Raw genomic sequence first — 20,509 nt, 5'->3', positions numbered from 1 at the left:
AACGAGGGCTTAGCGCATGCCGCCCAGGCACAGATACTTGAGTTCCATGAACTCGTCCAGGCCATACCGGGAACCTTCCCGGCCAAGGCCACTTTCCTTGACGCCACCGAAGGGTGCGGTCTCGGTGGAAATGATCCCGTCGTTGATACCGATCATACCCGTTTCAAGGGCCTCAGCCACGTGCCAGATGCGCCGGATGTCATTGCTGTAGAAGTAGGCGGCCAGACCGAATTCCGTGTCATTGGCCATGGCGATCGCCTGCTCCTCGGTATCAAACCGGAACAGCGGCGCCACCGGCCCAAACGTCTCCTCATTGGCCACCAGCATATCCTGAGTGACATCAGTGAGGATGGTTGGCTCGAAGAAGGTGCCACCCAGCGCGTGTGCATTGCCCCCCAGGACCACCCTGGCGCCCTTGTTGGTCGCATCGGCGATGTGTCGCTTGACCTTATCCAGGGCCGCCTGGTTGATTAGTGGGCCCTGTTGAGTCTCGCCTTCAAGACCGGCGCCCACCACCAGTTGACCAACCGCTGTTTTGAGCTTTTCAACAAATTGGTCATACACACCGGACTGAACATAGACGCGATTTGCGCAGACACAAGTCTGACCGGTATTCCGGTACTTGGAGGCCATCAGTCCGGTCACAGCGGCATCGAGATCGGCATCGTCGAACACAATAAAGGGGGCATTACCACCCAGCTCCAGGCTCACTTTCTTGACCGTGCCGCTGGCCTGACGCATGAGCAGTTTGCCCACTGGGGTAGAGCCGGTGAACGACACCTTGCGAACCACCGGATTGGTGCTCAGTTCCTCGCCCACCTCCGGCGCCCGGGCCTTTGAGCAGGTGATAATATTGAGGATTCCCGGGGGAACACCGGCCTCCTCTGCCAGCACCGCCAGGGCAAGGGCACACAGCGGGGTATCCTCCGCGGGCTTGACCACCACCGGGCAGCCGGCGGCGAGAGCCGGGGCCACCTTGCGGGTGATCATTGCCACCGGAAAGTTCCAGGGCGTGATCGCCGCCACTACCCCGATGGGCTGCTTGATCACAACAATTCGCTTATCCCTGCCATGGCCCGGGATCACATCGCCATAGGCGCGTTTTGCTTCCTCGGCAAACCACTCAATAAAGCTGGCGCCGTAACCTACCTCACCGCGTGCTTCCGCCAGCGGCTTGCCCTGCTCCGCCGTCATTAACCGGGCCAGGTCTTCCTGATGTTGCATCACCAGATCGAACCAACGACGCAGAACGCCAGCTCGCTCCTTGGCCGGGCGCGCGCGCCATTCAGGCCACGCGGCCTCAGCCGCTGCGATGGCCCGCCGGGCATCTTCTGCGCCCATGTCCGGCACATTTGCCAGGTGCTCGCCACTGGCAGGATTGGTGACCGGCAATTGGTTACCAGAACGCGCCTGGACCCATTCGCCATTAATGTACGCGCTTTCGCGCAAGAGTTCCGGGTTCGTCAATCCGACAGTCATTTCAGTCCTCTCGATCCTCAAAGGAAGGAACCAGCGCCTTCAGAGCAGATAGCTTTCAATTACATCTCTGACAAACGCCGCATAGTCATCAACGGCAACATTCTGGTCACGGTATTTTCGGCGCTTCAGGTACCAGTCCTGCAACAGGGCCTTGATCATTGAAGCTACGAGGCGGGCGTTCCTTGGCCGGTACACCCCTGCCTTGATGCCGTCCTCAATGACGCTCAGGAAGATATCCTCGATCTCCAGCTCGATGGCGACCGCATCGCGCTTTTCCGGCGCCGGCAGGCTCTTCGCTTCCATATAGGAGAAATAGAACCAGGCCCGCATCAGCTCGCTCAGGTACAGGTGCGCCTTGATCGCAGAGAACAGCTTGTCACGTACGTTGTCCACCCCGCCAGTGTAGTGCAACAAGGTGCGGCGGGTAATGGTGAATCCATGGCTCTGGATCAGGTGGATCAAGTCGTCCTTGTTGCGAATGTAGGCATACAGCCCCCCCATGCTCATGCCCGAATCCGCACACAGATCTCTCAGGGTCATGGCGTGGAAGCCCTTGGAGTTGGCCAGTCTCAACGTCGATTCGATGATCCGGATCAGGTTCTTGACCGCCGTTGCCTCTTTCTTGATGCTGATTCTGTCCTTGTTCTGGCGGTACACCTCCCGGACCACGTCCTCCTTAGACATGCTCAATTCGTCACGAAATGCCTCATAATTTTCAATCATTGGTACCACGACTGCCTGCTCCTGCGGCGGTGATTATAAGCCAGATTATGCCACCGCCAGACTATGCTACCGAGAGATACCGGTCCTGTGTGGCCTGATCAGTGCGCAACTCGTCACTGGTTGCCTCATGCACTACCTGGCCCTTTTCAAGGATATAGGCTCTCTGTGCGTGCTTGAGGGCAAACCGCACGCTCTGGTCGGTGAACAGGATAGTTGTGGTCTTGCTCAGGTCATCAATCAGCTCACCAATCTGTTGCACGATAACCGGCGCCAGACCTTCATTGGGCTCGTCCAGCAACAACAGCCGTGGCTGGATCATCAGCGAGCGCGCCACCGCCAGCATCTGCTGCTGGCCACCGGAGAGGGTGGCACCGTCCTGGTCCGCCAGTTCGCCCAGCATCTCGTATTTCTTGAGGATGCCATCCACCGTCCAGCGGGCGGTACTGCCTTTGCGTTGATAGGAGGCCACATCCAGGTTGTCCCGCACTGTCAGTCCGGGAAAGATCCGGCGGTCTTCCGGTACATAACCGATGCCTGCGCGGGCAATCCGGTGCGCTGGCCAGCCCTGTACAGCCTTGCCATCATAGATGACCTCTCCGGAGCGCGGGGGCGTAAGACCCATAATACTTTTCAGGGTGGTGCTCTTTCCCGCCCCATTCCGGCCGAGGATGCAAACCGTCTCACCGGCTTCGAGCTGAAGGGTAACACCCTGGAGCGCCTGGCTCTCACCGTAAAACGTCTGAATATTGCGGACATCAAGAATCATGGTTTGGCCTCCTCGACCGCCTCGTCCTCTTCCTCACCCAGATAGGCGACACGAACCTCAGGGTGGTTTTTCACTTCCTCGGGTGAACCGGCAAACAGCTTTTCGCCACGGTGCATGACCAGAATGCGGTCCGCCAGGTTGAAGACCACGTCCATATCATGCTCGGTAATCATGAACGTATAGTCACCACTGTCCGCAAGCTTCTTGATCAGCCGCGTGGTGCGCCGGGTTTCATCCGGTGTCATGCCGGCGGTGGGTTCGTCCAGCAGCACCAGCTTGGGCTGTGTTGCCAGCACCATGGCGATTTCCAGCAATCGTTTGTCGCCGTAGCTGATCACTTCAGCACGCTGCGCCTTCAGGCTGTCGATGCCCAGACGCTTCAGAAACTCAACCGCCTCCTGCTGGATTCCGGTATTGCGGGAGGCAATATTGAACAGCTTGCGGCTGTGGCCGTGGTAGGCCGACAGCACCACTTCCACATTCTCCTGCACCGTCATCTCGGGGAAGATGTTATTGATCTGGAACGACCGGGATACTCCCAGCCGGCTGATCTTGTGAGGCGGCATGCCGGTGATGTCCTTGCCGTCCAGCATAATCTTGCCTTCAGTCGGCTGCATCCGGCCGGACACCATGTTGTAGAAGGTTGTCTTGCCGGCACCGTTGGGACCGATAATTGCGATGGTTTCCTTGGGCATGACTTCCAGGTTGATATCGGAAACCGCGGTAACTCCGCCAAAACGCTTGGTAAGGTTTGAAATCGTGAGAACCGGATTACTCATTTCTTCACCTCCATCCACCAGTCAATGGCGGTGCCCAGCAGCCCCTTGCGGAAGAAGATCACCATCATTGCCAGGATAATCCCCAGAACCAGCATCCAGGACTCGGTATAAGTGGTGATCCAGGTTTCCAGCAATACGAACGCCGCAGAACCGATGAATGGGCCCAGGAAAAACCCGGTGCCACCAAGAATAGCCATCAGGATGGGTTCGGCGGACATGGACCAATGGAGAAGTTCCGGGCTTGCTACCCGCAGGAACGGAGCGATCAGACCACCAGCCAGGCCTGCAAAGGTACCGGCAATAACGAAAGCCACGAGACGGTAGGTCCTCACGTTCAACCCGGCGAAGGAGACTCGCTCGGGATTCTGCCGAATGGCCTTGAGAATCATGCCGAAGGAGCTGCGACAGATCACGTAGAGCACTACCGAAGCGATGGCCACAATAGCCAGCACCACATGGTAATAGACCGATGGATTAGCCAGCGTCAGATCAAGGCCGAGGCCGAATGAGCCGAGGGTAAACCCGGCAAGACCATCACTGCCGTTGGTCACCGAACGCCACTGATAGGCGATGGCAAAGACCATCATGCCAAAGGCCAGGGTGAGCATGGCAAAGTACACCTCGTTGAGCCGGACGCTCATAAAGCCAATCACCAGCGCCAGCAGTGCGGACGCGCCCATGGAGACCAACAGGCAAGCCAGGAACGGCCACTCCAGGTGGATCAGTACCAGGGCCGTGGCGTAAGAGCCAATGCCGAAGAAAGCCGCATGCCCGAAGCTTAACATACCGGTATAGCCGAAAATCAGGTTAAAGCTGGCCGCAAAAAGGCCCAAAATCAGGATCTCGGTAAAAATAAACACATAGAAATAGGAAGCGATCCAGGGCACCGCAATCAGCCCGGCAATCACCACAGCCAGAATGGCCATCAGAACCTTGGTCTTCATGCGTTTGCCCCCTTGCCCATAATGCCGTTTGGTTTGAACAACAGAACCAGTGCCATACCCACGAACGGCAACAACAGGTTCACTTCCGGCAGGTAGCGGCCTCCAAAGCCGTGAATCAGGCCCAGGATGATGGCGCCAAACAAGGCACCCGGGAAACTCCCAAGGCCGCCGATCACCACTACGATGAACGACTCGATAATGATCTTGTCCCCCATACCGGGATCAAGTGCCCGCATGGGTGCGGCCATGACACCACCGACAGCTGCCAGCCAGGCACCAAAGGCAAAAACGCCGGTCACCACCAGCCGGGTGTTGATGCACAGTGCCTCGGCCATATCGCGGTCCAGTGCCGCTGCTCGCATGATGCGGCCAACGCGGGTGCGGTTGAACAGGTACCAGAGACCGGCCAGCAGCAACAGGCCGATGACGATCACAAACAGGCTGTAGGTGGCGACGGAACTGCCCAGCAAGCGCACCGAACCTGAAAGCAAATCCGGCGGCTGGACGACATGGATACCACTACCCCAGATCATTCTCACGCTCTCGTTGATGATCAGCAGGATAGCGAAAGTCAGTAGCAGGCTGTCTGCCACGTCCCTGGAATAGATGAAGCGCAACAAGACCCGGTCGATGACCACCGCCAGAATGGCAACGCCAACCGGAGCCAGGAGCAGAGCCGCCCAGAAGGGCATTCCCGCTATGTTAATCAGGGTGAAGGCCAGGTAGGCCCCCAGCATGTAAAGTGCCCCGTGGGCAAAGTTGATGATATTCAGTACACCGAACACGATGTTCAGGCCCACTGCGATAATGAACAGTAGCAGGCCGATATCGAGACTGTTCAGCAACGCCGCTCCGATGCCAGACATGGATTACCTCATTAGATTTAAGCCGGTTTCGTGGCGCCCCGGAGGGCGCCACGGCAAGCGAAAAAATCAACAATCAGATCAAAGCTTGCAACCAGTCTCTTCAATGGTTCGGGCTACTTTTTCGCCGTCAAAGATCTGCAGGTTCGTCAGCGTGCGAATGCCGTGCTCCGGATGCATGGGGCCGGAAACACCCCAGTTCGGGCTGACCATCGCCTGGTGATCACCCTCTCGGAACGTCACCGTACCGTTCGGTGCCTCCAGGCTCATACCGCTAAGCGCCTTGGCGACGGCAGGACCTTCGGTGGTACCGGCTGTTTCCATGGCCTTTTTATAGGCATAGATCGCTGCGTAGGCGCCCTCGGCGTTGTAGCTCGGGGGCGTGCCGTAGGCGTCAATGTACGCCTTAACGAAGCGATCATTCACGGGGTTGTCATAGGCTTCATACCAATAGCGCGTGGACAGATGCACACCCTCTGGCATTTCCTCGCCCAGAGCAGAGAGCACCTCGGTCGCGGCACCCACAGTAAACATCACCTCCATGTCCTTTTCGAAGAACCCACGGGTATTGGCCTGGCGGATAAAGTTGACCAGATCACCACCCCAGACCGAAATCAGCACACCTTCGGCATCAGAGTCCATGACCCGGTCAATGAACGGGGTGAAATCCTCGGCACCAAAGCGCGGGAAATTGGTCTCCGACATCAGGTTCACATCCGGCTTGAGCTCTTTGAGGTAATTGCCGAAGAACTCCCAGGACTGGTGCCCAAAGGCGTAGTCCGGGCCGATGGTGGTCCAGTTGGTGGCATCCGTTTCTGCAGCCACCAGGGCCGCAGCCTTCATGTTCTGGGCCACGTTCACGCTGATGCGGTAGGTAAAGGCATTACACAGATTGCCGGTGACGTCCGGTGTGGCGGCGTGGGTGATGATCAGTGGCTTCTGCAGCTCCGGCATGGTCGGAACCATACCCTGGGCAACACCCGAGCTGTCCAGACCCACCAGGGCGTCGACACCCTCGGAATAAACCAGTTTCCGGGCTGCCTGGATGGCCACCGAGGCCTTGCCCTGGCTGTCCTCATAAACCATTTCGACCTGGCGACCCAGAATGCCACCGGAGCCATTGATTTCATCCACTGCCAGGTCGATGCCCTTCTGGGCAAACTCACCGTAAGTGGCGGCACTGCCAGAGAGAATGTAGAGACCGCCGATCCGGATAGGATCCTCGGCATAGCTGACACTGACGGTACCAAGCGTCGCGGTTGCGGTCATCGCAACCAGCAGATTCTTGATGCTTGTTTTTTTCATGGTTGTGCTCCTGTTTTCTTGTCTTTGTTGTCACTGGAACTTGCGGGCCCATTTTCATCTGGGCCGGTTTCGTTTTTCCGAATTCGTTATTCGCGTTATGGCAACCTCCTGCTGACCATGGCCAGCCCAATCGTCAGGACAGCGAGTCCCGGAGAATGTTTTTGCGGATCTTCCCAGTGGCGGTCTTGGGCAACTCACCAAGCACCACTTTCCTCGGCGCCTTGAAGTGCGCCATGTGCTCCCGACAAAAAGCGATGATCTCCTCGGCGGTTGGGTTCTCGCCATCGTCGACCGGATTGACAAAGGCACAAGGCACTTCGCCCCACTTTTCATCGGCCATGGCAACCACCGCCGCCTCGGAAACTTTCGGGTGCCGGTAGAGAACCTCTTCTACCTCCAGACTGGAGATATTCTCGCCACCAGAGATAATCACGTCCTTGGCCCGGTCCCGGATTTCAACATAGTGGTCCGGGTGCATGACGGCGAGGTCACCGGTATGGAACCAGCCATCCTTGAAGGCCTCATTCGTGGCTTCCGCATTTTTCAGGTAGCCCTTCATCACGGTGTTACCGCGGATACATATCTCGCCCAGGGCATTGCCATCGGCGGGTACCTGTTCCCCGCTGGCCATATCCAGCACCGTGACCTCGTCCAGACCGTGGGTGGGGACGCCCTGACGGGACATTTTCATCGCCCGCTCTTCCAGAGGGAGCTGCTGCCATTCCGGCTGGGGCACACACAGCGTCGATGGTCCAAATGTTTCTGTCAGTCCATACAGGTGGGTAATCTGGAAGCCGATTTCCTCTGCCTTACGGATAACGCTGCTGGGGGGCGCCGCACCACCCAGGGCAAAGTGGGCAGGCCGGGAAAGGGTCAGGCCCTCACGCCCCAGGTCCTGCAGCAGCAGGTTCATCACAATTGGCGCGCCACACATGTGGGTCACACCGTGGTCTTCAATCCGTTGGTAGATTACCTTGGTGTCCACCTCCCGCAGGCAGACATGGGTACCGCCCACGGCGGTGATCGCCCAGGTATAGGCCCAGCCGTTGCAATGGAACATCGGCAGGGTCCACAGGTAGACGGTCTCGGCGGTCATGTTGAACACCATCGCGTTGGTCATGGCCGCCAGGTAGGCGCCCCGATGGTGGTAGACAACACCTTTGGGATTACCGGTGGTACCGGAGGTGTAATTCAGAGAAATGGCGCTCCATTCGTCGGACGGACGTTGCCAGGAAGCCTCCGGATCACCCTCCGCCAACAGACTCTCGTAGTCCAGGTCCGCCAGGCCGTCGCTCACGCCCGCCTTGCGCTCAATCGCAACCAGCAAAGGTGGCAGCTCCAGCTCGGCTATGGCCGCCCTCACCTCGCTCTCCCATTGGGTGTCATAGAACAGCACCCGGGCTTCACCATGAGCCAGGATGAACGACAGCGTTGCTGCATCAAGGCGGATATTGATCGAGTTCAGCACCGCGCCGGCCATCGGGACGGAATAATGGGACTCCAGCATTTCATGGCTGTTGGGACACAGAATGGCAACCGTATCACCAGGTTTAATGCCGCGATGACGAAGCCCATCACCCACCTGGCGGCAACGTTGGTAGAGCTCCCGGTAGGACAATGACCGGTCATCGTCAATGACTGCACATTTTTCCGGAAAGACCTGTGCCGAGCGCTGAAGCAGACTCAGCGGTGTCAGCGCAGAATGGTTGGCGGTTTTCTTCTCGAGGCTGTCATACTTATTCATGATTCACGCTTCAGATAGCGGGGGTTGTTGATCTGCAACCGGGCCTCCGTGAGGGTTCGGAGCACGGAGCGCAGGGCCGGATCGGCCCCATCCAGATGATGCTCGCGAATGGCCCGGGCGAGACCTTCCTCGGCATCACCGGTGGTAGCCTCAAGGGATCGCTCCACCAGGAATGCCCGTACTGTCCGGTCGGTCTGCTCTGGTTGGCCATGCTCGCGCTGTTCAAGTTCCCGGATTGCCATACCCATAGCATTGGCAACCATCAGTGCCTGATATTTGCGCTCGCCCGAAAGCTCTGGTGCCACTGAATCCAGCAACACCTGGCGGGCCTCCGTCAGCAGATCCTGGGTTTCCGGTTGATTGATCATTGCCCGTCCTCCAGTTCCTGAATCTGGTTCAGCAGGTCGAATTCCATCTGGGCCACCATGCGGCCAGTCAGTGCCAGCTCCAGCGAACGCTGTTCGCCGGACATATGCCTGCGCGCCTGCTGCAACGCAATCATGGCCCAACGCACCAGCCCCATGACTTCCCAATAGCTCACCGCCGCCGGGTCAAGGTCGATGCCACTTGCCTCCCGGTAACCGTCCAGAAGATCCTGTTTGTCTCCGATGCCACCGACTTCCCGATCATCAGCCCCGAACCGCCAACTGCGACAACAGAGCCAGCCCAGATCCTCACCGGGATCGCTCCATGCGGCAAATTCCCAGTCCAGGACGGCGGTCAGCTCGTCACCGTTCATCATGTAGTTGCCGGTCCGGAAATCGCAGTGGCAAAGCACCGTCGGGCCCGGTTCCGGCGCATGATCCTCCAGCCAGTTCAACGCCCACTCCAGCACGGGGTGAGGTTCACCGATTTCTTTCAGATAGCGGCGATACAGCGCTACCCGACTCAGGGCCGCATTGTCCGGGTCAGGTAACGCCAGAAACTTGAGGGACTCCTGTGGCGGTCTCACTTTGTGCAGCCTGGCGAGCTCGGCACCCAGCCGACGCACAATGTTCCGACGCTGCTCTTCGGTGAAATCCGCCTTGACCAGCTTGCGCGGAGACGCACTCCCTGCTGCCCGGGTCATGACGTAAAACACCCGCCCGCTGACCTCAGGGTCCTCGCACAGCCAGAGTGGTTCTGGAGCCGTAACCCCGGCTTTGAACGCTGCCTGAAGAACTCGGAATTCCTCCGACCTGGACAAACTCTCCGCTACACCGGAGGGAGCGTCCTGCCGGACCACAAATGCCTGCCGATCCGGGCGGCTTCCGCCCTCCAGGTCCAGGGTCAACCCGAAGTTGTCCTGGATGGCGCCTCCGGAGAGCTTGTCAAAATCAATAACGCGGGCACTCCGGGCACCGGTTTGCCGGGCAATGAAGGCGCTGAAGGTGTCGGCAAGCGCAGACATCAGGCCTTTACTCCCCAGTGCCAGAAGTCTGCCCGCTCCGCCAGCAGGGTCTTCGAGAACACCATCTTGTGTATTTCCGAGGCACCATCAACCAAACGCGCCTGACGGGCATAACGGTAAATCCATTCCAGCGGGGTATCCTTGGAGTATCCCCGGGCACCGCACAGCTGAATGGCCGTATCCACCGCCTTGTGCAGAGTGTCGGCCACCGCGACCTTGGCCATGGAAACCTCCTTCCGGGCGAAATCACCTTGGTCCAGCTTCCAGGCCGCGTGCATGGTCAGCAGCCGGCCGACCTGGATCTCCATCGCAGCCTCGCCCAGTAACCACTGAACACCTTCGCGCTGAGCCAGTGTCTGACCGAAGGACTCCCGGGTGTCCACGTATTCGGTTGCGATCTCCAGGGAACGGCGCGCCAGTCCCAGCCAGCGCATGCAGTGGGTCAGACGGGCCGTGCCCAGGCGGATCTGCGTGAGCTTGAGGCCATCACCGACTTCCATCAGTCGGTTCTCGTCCGGGATTTCCAGGCCATCAAACCGGAGCTCACAATGGCCACCGTGCTCTTCCGGCCCCATGATCGGAATCCGCCGGACGATTTCCCAGCCCGGATCATCCTTGTGGAACATGAAGGCGCTCAGGCCCTTGCGGGTATCGTCAGACGTCCGCGCAATCAGGATGAAGTGGGATGCCGCGGCGGCGCCGGTAATGTAGTGCTTGTGGCCATTGATGACCCACCGGTCGCCCTTGCGTGTAGCCGTGGTTTGCATCATGCCGGGGTCCGAGCCGCAGCCAGGGGGCGGCTCAGTCATGACAAACGACGAACTGACTTTTCCCTCTACGATGGGCTTGAGCCAGCGCTCATGCTGTGCCTCAGTCGCCACCTTCGCCAGAACGGTCATGTTGCCGTCGTCCGGCGCCGCGGAATTAAACACCACCGGACCGAATATCGAGCGATTCATTTCCTCGTAACTGGCCGCCATGCCGGAAACATCGAGCCCCTGGCCACCCAGGTGCTCAGGGAGCTGAAGACACCAAAGGCCCTGCTGCTTTGCCTTGGCGCGCACCTGCTCAAGGTGATCGAGCGCAATGTTCTCATGCTCATCGTAGGCCTCGGGATTCTGCTCCAGCGGCAGCAACTCCTGTTCCACAAAGTCCCGGATTCTTTTTCGGTACGATTCGTTCCTGGGGGTCAAATTGAAGTCCACAGCCCACTCCTTACAGCGAGGATTGAAGATGGCCGCCATCCACCACGAGGGTGCTGCCGGTCATGTAGTCAGAAAGTCCTGAAGCCAGAAGCAGCAACGGACCGCTCAGATCATCGGCCTGCCCCAGACGACGCTGGGGAATGCGGCGAATCATTTTCTGGCCAGGTTCACTGGCAAAGAATTCACGGTTCAGGTCGGTTTCGATATAACCCGGTGCCAGCGCGTTGACGCGGATACCGTAACGGGCCCATTCCAGCGCCAGGGCACGGGTCAGCTGCTCAACGCCGGCCTTGGCGGCAGCATAGGGCGCCACGTTGCCGGCCACGCGATGGCCGAGAATGGAAGAGATCATGATGATGCTGCCGCCCTGGTTGATCGCAGAAAGGCGACGAGCGGCCTCATTGCACACCAGCCAGCAGCCCTTGAGATTGGTGTCGATCACCTGGTCCCAGTCAGCACTCTTCAGGTCCAACGATTTCTTGCTGGTGGCTACACCGGCATTGGAAACCACCACATCCGGAACGGCGATGTCATCCGCCATCGTGTCGAACGCTTCAGTGACGCTGGCCTCATCGGTGACATCCATGGTAACGACATGGATCCGGTCGGCATGCTCGGGAAATTCACCCTTGAGGGACTCAAGCGCCTCGCGGCGGCGGCCACTGACAATGACCTCTGCGCCGGCCTCGAGCAGGCACCGGGTAAAGCTGTGGCCCAGGCCGCCAGCGGCACCGGTGACAAGCGCAGTCTTGCCATCGACGCCCAGGGACCAGTTTGTGTTGCCAGGGTTCGTGTTCTTGTAATTGTTCATATTCCGACCTCCTTCATACAAAATAGAACGAGCGCTCGAAATATTCAAGAAAAAGGTTAAAAATCGACCAACCGGTGCATCTCACCATCAGCCCAGTTAGTGGAGAGGGTTATTCTCGGACGATTAGACGATTAAAGGGAACGACAGCTTCCTTGCCCCGCCAAACAGACTACCCGGATTGATCAGAACTGTCAGACTCCGACTGCCCTTTCCTCTCGGGGCAAAGCTCTGACTCAAGCCAGCGGCGAATCTCATGCCGGTCGCGGCGGCGGTTAAGCTGTTCGCTGTGGATGTTGCGGGGAAATATTTCCGTTTCCCCTTCGTGCTCCAACCGGAAGCTCCTGCGCACGCCTACCGGGTATCGGCTGGGACCATGAACCACGGCAGCGCGTATCTCTACCGCTGTGATGTCCTCAAACAGGTAGTCGCTGTCGCTATCCTCACTTCGCCGGCCAAGAATGATATTGCGGAACGAGCCCAGCACCAGGTAGCCACCGGACTGCAACGGCCCCTGCCGCAGCACCTGGTGTACATTGCTGTCGTCTGCGCCAACCCGGCGATACTCGGTTACCGTCAGCGTTTTCTCTTCGCCGGCCCTAGTTCGCAGTACCACCTGCACACACTGCACATGCACGGTTTCCTTGCCCATATTTACGAGCAGGCACAGGGCATCCGGGTTCTCGTTCTGGGCGTGGTGAATGACCAGGTAGGGACGGTTGTTGCGTTTGTACTGGAAGAAGAACAACTGGAAATAGACAATCCAGATGACGGCCATAACGGCGCTGCTGATGGGTCCGATGTAGTCCATTTGACCTTCTCCCTCCTCTTCAAACCTTGGCCAACGCCACAATGTCCGGGTACTCGTGTACCCGGACCACTGGCGCAGCGGGCGTTTCCTGAGCGAGAGCGCATACCTCGTTGACCATCGCACTGGCCACGGTCGCCGCTTCAATGCCCCGGAACCTTTCCAGCGGGCCAATCAGTACGCGGTTGATCAGGGGCATGGCTTTCATTCCCAGGGCTTCGGCGGTGCGCTGCTCGTCCCTTTCCCCGAGCAAAAGACTGGGTTGGTAGATCGCCAGCACAGGGTAACCAAGCGCTTTCACCGCGTCTTCCAGCTCCCCTTTCACCCGGTTGTAGAAAACGGTGGACGATGACGAAGCAGCAATGGCTGACATCAACACAAAGGCCGTTGCGCCCTTTGCCCGGCCAAGCTCGGCCGCTTTCAGGGGGTAACTGAAATCCACCTTGCGGAACTGGTCCCGGGAACCGGCCTTTTTGATGGTAGTACCCAGGCAGCAGATAATAGCGTCCACAGCGAACAATTCGCCGTGCTCGTCCAGGCGGTCGAAATCGATCTCGTGCTGTTCGAGTTTTGCATGGTTCAATGGCAGTTTCCGCCGCACCGGCGCAACCACGGATGCAACCTCATCCCTGGACAGCAACCCTTCCAGTACCTTGCCACCCGTCAGGCCGGTGGCACCCAGTAGCATCACTTTCATACGATCTTCCTCAACCACGACGTTTCATATATGCAGTTTAGTGCCAGGGAACAGGCCGCAACCATATCACGACGTTAAAAAGCAGTTTAAACTGACCACAATAAAAAGCTGACCCACCCGCTGATTCAATGCCGGTTACCCATGAATGATTTTGAAACCCTGAACGTGCTCCAGGCAGGCCTTGAAGACTGGTTTCGGCCCGGTGTCACTGCCCTGCTTTCCGTGGTTGTTACCTTTGTGGTGTACAAGGGTGTGTTGGCAATCATTCAACGCCTCACCCGCAGCAAAACCGTCCCGCGGATTTTTCTGGACGCTTCTGCCACGGCACTGGGCATCGTTATCGCGCTCCTGGTCCTCAATGGCGTTCTGGAGACCGCTTCTCCCGAACTACCGTTGCTGAGCCACGTTCAACATGCAGCGACGCTGTTATTGATTATTGCCCTCACCTGGGCAGTCGTCCGGTGCACGTCTTCCATCGGCAATGTGATTGTTGCCATGAATCCGGTACTGGAGGGCCAGTGGAAACGCGCCCGCAAGGTGGAAACGCAAACCCGGTTTCTGGTCAGGATACTGAATATTCTCATCGTTATCCTGGGCCTGGGTGCCGCCCTGATGACCTTCGAACCGGTTCAACACCTTGGCGGCAGCCTGCTGGCTTCGGCGGGTATTGGCGGCATCATCCTCGGCTTTGCCGCCAAGCCGGTGCTCAGCAATCTACTGGCAGGCATGCAGATCGCCCTGACCCAGCCTTTCCGCATAGACGACGTCCTGCATGTACAGGGTGAGTGGTGCTGGGTGGAGGAAGTGACTGCTACCTACGTGGTACTGAGGGTCTGGGACTTGAGGCGTCTGGTGGTGCCATTGCAATGGTTTATCGAGAACCCGTTCCAGAACTGGTCGAGAAACGACACCGAACTGACGGGGCCGGTGTTCATCCACGTGGACTATTCCATGCCGATTGAACCGCTGCGAACAGAATTCAACCGCTTGCTACACCGGGCACCGCAGTGGAACGGACACACTGCCACAGTTCAGGTCACTGATGCCGGCGACACCAACATCGAGGTTCGCCTGTTGATGAGCGCCAAAGACTCCTCCGGGCTATGGGATCTCCGTTGCGCCATTCGCGAAGGCATGATCACCTTCATTCAGGAGCAGTTCCCTGACCAACTGCCCCGCGTTCGTGCAAGGCTGGTAGAGCAACCCGATCAGTAAGGCGCAGCCTCCGTTACCCGGTCCACCAGGTAGACCAGCCCGTGGTAATCAATTCCGCCTTGGCGGCTGAGGCCGATCTCGCAGGTGCGGCTGGTGGAGATCCCCTCCGTGCATCCCTCTATCTGGCGTGGCAGCGTCCGCAGGGCGTGACGGTTCAGCTCCGGCACATTGAAGCCCTTGTCGCCGGCAAAGGCGCAGCAGTGAATATCCTCCGGAATAACCACATTGGTGCTGCAGCGCCGCGCGATGTCGATCAGCCCCTGAGATTCACCCAGGTGTTGGGTGCTGCAGGTCACGTGGACAGCAATCGCCGTGTCTTCAGGCTTGAACACCAGGCGGTCCGCCAGCTTCTCACGAATGAATTTCACCGGGTCGTACAGGTCCAGGCCCAGCTCACGCGCTGCCTCCTGAATCTGCAGGGTGCAGGGGCTGGTGTCGCAGTACACCGGGTCCTTGCCGTTACGGGTGGCCGCGAGCAACGCCTGCAGCAATTCGGATTTCTTGCGCTCTGCCTGTTCCGGATACCCTTTCGAGGCAAAGGGCTGGCCGCAGCACAGGGCATCCAGCCCGTGGGGATGAACCACCTGGTAGCCACCTTTCTCCAATAACTGGCGGGTCTTGTCCTGCAACGTTGTTTGTTCTGCGTCGCCACTGGCAGGCCCCATGACCCGGGAAACGCAGGCTGGCAGATACACGACTCGTGGGGCGTCACTCTCCGGGGCCGGCGAAGGTGGCACAAACCGGATGGGCTGCGGCATGGTCGGGTCCCACTGCGGCAGCCGCTGCCCGGACGCTTTACTTAAACCCGCGCTCAACTTGGCCAGTCTGGGCGCGCCCAGCAGTTTTTCCACACCGGATGCCATGGTCAGCACGAAGCGTGTCCCACGCAGTACCGTCCGAAAATGGTCGGCCACCCAGTTCGCCGTGCCGGGGTGGCCCGTTTGCTGCGCCCGCAGCTTGCGCACCAGGTCGCCGGTGTTGATATCCACCGGGCAGCGCTGAGCGCACAACCCTGTGGCGGCGCAGGTATCGATACCGTGATACTGGTAGGCCGCTTCCAGTTCCGAGGTATCTTTCCCCGCCCGTTTCTTTGCCTGGATATCCCGCCAGATCACAATGCGCTGGCGCGGCGACAGGGTCAGCCCTTCGGACGGGCACACCGGCTCGCAGAAACCACATTCTATGCATTTGTCGATCAAAGGATCGGCGGCGGGCAGCGGCTTTAGGTTTTTCAGGTGAATATCAGGATCCCGGGAAAGAACCACATCCGGATTGAGCAGGTTCTCCGGGTCCAGCAGGCCCTTGATCTTCCACATCAGTTCCCAGGCTTCTTGCCCCCACTCCAGCTCCACAAAGGGCGCCATATTGCGACCGGTGCCGTGCTCAGCCTTGAGGGAACCACCGAACTCCACCGCCACCAGCTGCGAGACGTCTTTCATGAAGGCGTCGTAGCGTGCTATCTCATCGGGGTCATCAAACCCCTGGGGAAACACGAAGTGAAGGTTCCCCTCCAGGGCGTGACCAAAGATGATGGCGTTGTCATAGGCGTGTTTAACAAACAGTGCCTGCAGCCTCTTTACACCTTCGGCCAACTGATCGAGGGGAAAGGTGACATCCTCGATGATCACCGTGGTGCCGGTGGGCCGCACCGCGCCGACTGCGGGGAAGGTACCCTTACGGATGGCCCACAGCTGGTCGGACACTCTGGGGTCGGTGGTGAAATCCACTTTCTCTTCCACCGGGAAATCAGCCAGGGCCGCCTTGATCTGAACCAGTTGCTCCTGCAGCACAGCCTGGTCAGGCGCTCGGGTTTCAATCAGCAGCGCACAGGCTTCCTCCGACAGGCCGTGTATCCACTCCGGAAGGCCGGGCTTGTCCTGGACCGAGCGCAGGCTTCGCCGGTCAAGCAGCTCAACGGCTGCAACCGGCTGTGCACGAAGCAACGCAGCCGCGCGACAGCAGCTGTCGGCATTGGTAAACACCAGCAGTGCAGTGGCCTTGTTGGGGTAATCCGGCACGGTGTTGTAGGTAACCGAACTGACGAACCCCAGTGTGCCTTCGGAGCCCACCATCAAGTGGGTGAGGATATCCATCGGGTCGTTGTAATCCACCAGGGCATTGAGCGACAGGCCGGTGGTGTTTTTAAGGCGATACTTGTGGCGGATGCGGTCTGCCAGTTCGGTATTGGCTCGGGTCTCGGCCGCCAGCTGTTCCAGTTCCGACAACAGGCCGGCATGGCTGGACTGGAAGACCTTGACGCTGGCGAAGTCCTCGGTATCCACCACCGCCCCGTCGGCCAGCACGAGGCGCATACTGGCAAGGGTGTGGTAGGTATTCTGGGCGGTACCGCAACACATGCCACTGGCATTGTTGGCAACAATGCCACCGATCTTGCAGGCATTGATGGACGCGGGATCAGGGCCGATCTTGTAGCCATAGGGTGCCAGCCAGGCATTGGCCTGGGCACCGATAATGCCCGGCTGCAGACGGATCTGGCGGCCCTCGGCCCTAATTTCATAGTCCTTCCACTGATCCCCCAGCACCAGCAAAATGGAGTCGCTGATGGCCTGGCCAGACAGGCTTGTCCCTGCGGCCCGGAAGGTGACCGGTGCCGCGAAGCGCCGGGCGATCTTCAGCACCCAGACCACTTCCTCCTCGCTTTCCACTTTCACCACAACGCCCGGAATCAGCCGGTAGAAGCTGGCGTCCGTACCGTAGGCCAGCGTCGATAGCGGGTCGTCATAGACTCGTTTGGCCGGGATCAGCGCTTTTATTGCCGCGATGACGTCAGGTGACATCAGTTACCCCTGGACTTTGTCCATCAAAGATTTTTGGATAATTGGTAATACCAATTTATACTGCCTGGGGTAATAAGATAGGTAAATTCTGTGACAACTTCAAAGAAAAACGCCTAGACAATGGTAGACCACACCGGGATCACAATGAGCATTGGAAAGATTGCACCAAAACGCCTCGCAGACAGCATCGTCGAGGAGTTGGAGAACATGATTCTGGAAGGCACCCTGCAGCCCGGGGAGCGTCTTCCGGCAGAGCGTACCCTGGCCGAACGGTTCGGGGTGTCGCGGCCGTCATTGCGGGAAGCTGTTCAAAGGCTGGCCGCCAAAGGCCTGCTGGCCAGTCGCCAGGGGGGCGGCCATTATGTGGCGGAATCACTGGGGTCGAGCTTTACCGACCCGTTGATCACCCTGCTGGAAGGGCGCCCGGAGGCCCAGCGAGATTTGCTGGAATACCGCTGCACCCTGGAAGCGGATTGCGCCTATTACGCCGCACTGCGGGCAACGGCGGTGGACAAGGCGCACCTGAAAACCGCCTACGAAACCCTGCAGGCCTGCTATGCCTCCGAGGGCAGCAGTAACCTGAGCGAGGAAGGGGCAGCCGACGCGCGATTCCACCTGGCCATCGCCGAAGCCAGTCACAACGTCATTCTGCTACATACCATACGGGGACTGTTCAGCCTGCTGAAAACCAACGTGGTCAACACCATTGGCAGCCTGTACGCTCGGGAAAAGCAGACCCGAAGTGAACTGATGGAACAGCATCGCCTGCTGTTTGAGGCCATTATCGAAGGCCGTGCCGACGATGCACGGCATTTCGCCGGGCAGCACATTGAGTACGCCCAGAATGTGTTATCCGAACAGTACGAAAGTGACAGGAGGATGGAGCGATCCCTGCGACGGAGCGGCCCGGGCATGGCAGCTGAAACCGACAAATCCGCCAGGGAGCATTAAGTTTCAGCTCCGCCCGGCTTTCAGTCGCGCTCGGCGCCGCGCAGAATGGCGTGCAGCAGCTCTTCCGCATCAAACTTGGTCAGCGCTTCATCCGCCCCGACCTGCTTGGCGTAGCTCACACTCATTTCGCTGTTCAGCGAGGTGTGCAGAATGATGTAGGGCTGCCTGAGGGAATTGCTGTCCCGCACATTGAAGGTCAGCTCGTAGCCATCCAGCCCCGGCATTTCAATGTCACTCACCAGGATATCGATGGGTTTGCCATCGTTATTGGCGTTGATCATCAGGTCCAGCGCGTCCTGGCCGTTGGTGGTCACAAAATAGGTCACATCCTTGCTGTCCAGCGCGTCGGACAACTGCTTGCGCGCCACCTGGGAATCGTCCACCAGCAGGATGTTCAGGCCTTTCAGGGTTTCCTGTTGTACATCGGTCAGCACCACTTCCCGTGGATTGACGGATTCCGGATACACCCGCGCCAGCAGCAGTTCCACATCCAGCAGCTGGACGATCTCGTCCTCGATGGTCACCAATCCGGTAATGAAAGCCCGGTCGCCCAGGCTCTGGGGCGGTGACATGACGTCCTTCCAGTCCGCCTCGACGATTTTTCGCACACTTCGCACCAGAAAGCCGATTTCCTTACGCTGGATGTCGGTCACGATGATGGAGGCTGTCTTGCGCTCTTCCGCGGTTAGCGCTGGCGAACCCACTGCTGCCGCCATATCGATCACCGGCACCGCTGAGCCACGAAAACTCATCGTGCCCACCACCGCCGAATGGCTGTGGGGCAGCTTGGTCAACGGAACAAACGGCATGATCTCGCGGATCTTCAGGGTGCCCAGGCCAAAAGGCCGGTGACTGGTCAGATAGAACAGCAACAGTTTCTGGGGGTGCTTGGTGCCCTCGGCCATAACCTTGTAACCTGTATCGAACTTTGCGAAAAGTATATGACGCCGACAATAGCATGTCGGAACGTCCGAAATTGTAAGATTTTGCAGCCGGTAGCCTCACCCGAGATGAACGCCCGATGAAGCACCTGACCTTCTCCTCCCACTACGCCAGGGCCGTGTTGTACGGTCTTGAGAAGGCGGGCGGCTATTCCGATGAACTACTGTGTAATAACGGCATCGACCCGGAATTCATTAGCTCACCTCGGGCGCGGGTGCCCACTGAGCAGTTTATACGTCTGTTCCGGCTGGTCTGGGGCAAGCTGGATGACGAATTCATGGGCCGCACCACCCAGCCCTGCCGTGTCGGGCATTTTCACCTGATGGGGTCGCTGGCTGTTCACAGCGATAATCTGGAGGAGGTGATCCGCCAGAGTATCCGCTGTTACCGGCTGTTTTCCGACGATATCGTGATCGAGCTGGACACCAGCGGCGAGGAAGTGGAGCTGAGCATCACCCACCGCCACCCGGAGCTGGACCCGGACAACTTCCTGGTGGAGTGGCTGTTACTGGTTTGGCACCGCCTGGTGGGCTGGCTGATTGGCCGCAAGATCGTGCTCAGCCACGCCACCTTTCAGCACGGGCTGCCGAACCACTTCGATGAATACCGCTTTGTGTTTCCCTGCCAGTGTTTCTTCAATCGCGGCCGCAACAGCCTGTTCTTCAGCCACAACTACCTGGACATGCCGGTCACACGAACGCCGGCAGAGCTGGACGAGTTCATGGCGCAGTCGCCACGCAACCTGCTGATCTGGACCGACGAGGACGACAGCCTCACCACCCGGGTGCGGCAGATTCTGGAGAGTGTGGAAGACGAACGGCTACCCACTCAGGAGCAGATGGCCGAACAGCTGCACATGACAGCCTATACCCTGTCGCGGAAACTGAAGGCGGAAGGCAGTTCCTACCAGAAGATCAAGGACAACCTGCGGCGGGACCAGGCGGTAATCATGCTCACCCGGCAGAACCTGACGATATCGGAGATTTCATCCCAGCTTGGGTTTACCGAGCCCGGTGCCTTTTCACGTGCCTTCAAGCACTGGACCGGGCTCAGCCCACTGGCCTACCGCAAGCAGGACCAGTAGTTCACTCT

General features: G+C 58.8%; 19 protein-coding genes. 3 read left to right on the top strand and 16 right to left on the bottom strand.

Annotated features, from left to right (window positions below; translation table 11 throughout):
- Positions 1–9 precede the first annotated feature (9 nt).
- From FDP08_RS15080 to FDP08_RS15015, 14 genes are all read right to left on the bottom strand, one after another.
- A complete protein-coding gene (locus tag FDP08_RS15080; protein WP_137436945.1) occupies positions 10–1,479 on the bottom strand; it encodes an NAD-dependent succinate-semialdehyde dehydrogenase in 1,470 nt (489 codons plus the stop codon).
- Positions 1,480–1,518: 39 nt separating this feature from the next.
- Positions 1,519–2,163 carry a TetR/AcrR family transcriptional regulator gene (locus FDP08_RS15075; RefSeq protein ID WP_228263321.1) on the bottom strand — a complete coding sequence of 215 codons (645 nt, stop codon included), beginning with the start codon at positions 2,161–2,163 and terminating at the stop codon, positions 1,519–1,521.
- 100 nt (positions 2,164–2,263) lie between these two features.
- The gene (locus FDP08_RS15070) at positions 2,264–2,968 is read right to left on the bottom strand and encodes an ABC transporter ATP-binding protein (protein ID WP_137436944.1); all 705 of its coding nucleotides are present in this window, start codon (positions 2,966–2,968) and stop codon (positions 2,264–2,266) included.
- Complete coding sequence (locus tag FDP08_RS15065) at positions 2,965–3,747, bottom strand: ABC transporter ATP-binding protein (protein WP_137436943.1); 783 nt, start codon at positions 3,745–3,747, stop codon at positions 2,965–2,967. Before FDP08_RS15065 ends, FDP08_RS15070 begins: the two co-directional genes overlap by 4 nt.
- Positions 3,744–4,691, bottom strand: a complete 948-nt coding sequence (locus FDP08_RS15060; RefSeq protein WP_137436942.1) for a branched-chain amino acid ABC transporter permease — start codon at positions 4,689–4,691, stop codon at positions 3,744–3,746. Before FDP08_RS15060 ends, FDP08_RS15065 begins: the two co-directional genes overlap by 4 nt.
- Positions 4,688–5,557: a branched-chain amino acid ABC transporter permease gene (locus tag FDP08_RS15055; RefSeq protein WP_137436941.1), complete on the bottom strand. Its 870-nt coding sequence runs from the start codon at positions 5,555–5,557 to the stop codon at positions 4,688–4,690. The genes FDP08_RS15060 and FDP08_RS15055 overlap by 4 nt, the downstream gene beginning before the upstream one ends.
- A gap of 78 nt (positions 5,558–5,635) precedes the next feature.
- Positions 5,636–6,859 (bottom strand): ABC transporter substrate-binding protein, encoded by a 1,224-nt coding sequence (locus tag FDP08_RS15050; RefSeq protein WP_137436940.1) that lies wholly within the window; start codon positions 6,857–6,859, stop codon positions 5,636–5,638.
- A gap of 133 nt (positions 6,860–6,992) precedes the next feature.
- The gene (locus FDP08_RS15045) at positions 6,993–8,603 is read right to left on the bottom strand and encodes a long-chain-fatty-acid--CoA ligase (protein ID WP_137436939.1); all 1,611 of its coding nucleotides are present in this window, start codon (positions 8,601–8,603) and stop codon (positions 6,993–6,995) included.
- A complete protein-coding gene (locus tag FDP08_RS15040) occupies positions 8,600–8,971 on the bottom strand; it encodes a DUF6285 domain-containing protein (RefSeq protein WP_137436938.1) in 372 nt (123 codons plus the stop codon). Before FDP08_RS15040 ends, FDP08_RS15045 begins: the two co-directional genes overlap by 4 nt.
- The gene (locus tag FDP08_RS15035; protein ID WP_137436937.1) at positions 8,968–9,993 is read right to left on the bottom strand and encodes a phosphotransferase family protein; all 1,026 of its coding nucleotides are present in this window, start codon (positions 9,991–9,993) and stop codon (positions 8,968–8,970) included. Before FDP08_RS15035 ends, FDP08_RS15040 begins: the two co-directional genes overlap by 4 nt.
- Positions 9,993–11,198 (bottom strand): acyl-CoA dehydrogenase family protein, encoded by a 1,206-nt coding sequence (locus FDP08_RS15030; RefSeq protein WP_137436936.1) that lies wholly within the window; start codon positions 11,196–11,198, stop codon positions 9,993–9,995. Before FDP08_RS15030 ends, FDP08_RS15035 begins: the two co-directional genes overlap by 1 nt.
- Before the next feature lie 10 nt (positions 11,199–11,208).
- Positions 11,209–12,009, bottom strand: coding sequence for an SDR family NAD(P)-dependent oxidoreductase (locus FDP08_RS15025; RefSeq protein WP_137436935.1), 801 nt, complete (start codon positions 12,007–12,009; stop codon positions 11,209–11,211).
- 169 nt (positions 12,010–12,178) lie between these two features.
- Positions 12,179–12,817, bottom strand: a complete 639-nt coding sequence (locus FDP08_RS15020; RefSeq protein WP_137436934.1) for a hypothetical protein — start codon at positions 12,815–12,817, stop codon at positions 12,179–12,181.
- Between the two features lie 19 nt (positions 12,818–12,836).
- A complete protein-coding gene (locus FDP08_RS15015) occupies positions 12,837–13,511 on the bottom strand; it encodes an NAD-dependent epimerase/dehydratase family protein (RefSeq protein WP_137436933.1) in 675 nt (224 codons plus the stop codon).
- A gap of 141 nt (positions 13,512–13,652) precedes the next feature.
- Between FDP08_RS15015 and FDP08_RS15010 the strand changes: the two genes are divergently transcribed.
- Positions 13,653–14,726, top strand: a complete 1,074-nt coding sequence (locus tag FDP08_RS15010; RefSeq protein ID WP_137436932.1) for a mechanosensitive ion channel family protein — start codon at positions 13,653–13,655, stop codon at positions 14,724–14,726.
- Here the strand turns inward: FDP08_RS15010 and FDP08_RS15005 are convergent.
- Entirely contained in the window at positions 14,720–17,524 is a 2,805-nt protein-coding gene (locus FDP08_RS15005; RefSeq protein WP_137436931.1) for an FAD-binding and (Fe-S)-binding domain-containing protein, read from the bottom strand. The two genes, FDP08_RS15010 and FDP08_RS15005, sit on opposite strands and share 7 nt — an antisense overlap.
- 144 nt (positions 17,525–17,668) lie before the next feature.
- On the opposite strand from FDP08_RS15005, the gene FDP08_RS15000 reads away from it, so the two are divergent.
- On the top strand, positions 17,669–18,475 hold the full coding sequence (locus tag FDP08_RS15000) for a GntR family transcriptional regulator (protein ID WP_137436930.1): 807 nt from the start codon (positions 17,669–17,671) through the stop codon (positions 18,473–18,475).
- 20 nt (positions 18,476–18,495) lie between these two features.
- Here FDP08_RS15000 and FDP08_RS14995 read toward each other — a convergent pair whose 3' ends face one another.
- On the bottom strand, positions 18,496–19,380 hold the full coding sequence (locus FDP08_RS14995; protein WP_137436929.1) for a chemotaxis protein: 885 nt from the start codon (positions 19,378–19,380) through the stop codon (positions 18,496–18,498).
- A gap of 116 nt (positions 19,381–19,496) precedes the next feature.
- On the opposite strand from FDP08_RS14995, the gene FDP08_RS14990 reads away from it, so the two are divergent.
- Positions 19,497–20,501, top strand: a complete 1,005-nt coding sequence (locus tag FDP08_RS14990) for an AraC family transcriptional regulator (protein WP_137436928.1) — start codon at positions 19,497–19,499, stop codon at positions 20,499–20,501.
- Positions 20,502–20,509 lie beyond the last annotated feature (8 nt).

This window comes from Marinobacter panjinensis (genome assembly GCF_005298175.1).
GTDB lineage: Bacteria > Pseudomonadota > Gammaproteobacteria > Pseudomonadales > Oleiphilaceae > Marinobacter > Marinobacter panjinensis.
This window is presented reverse-complemented; position numbering and strand designations above follow the sequence as displayed.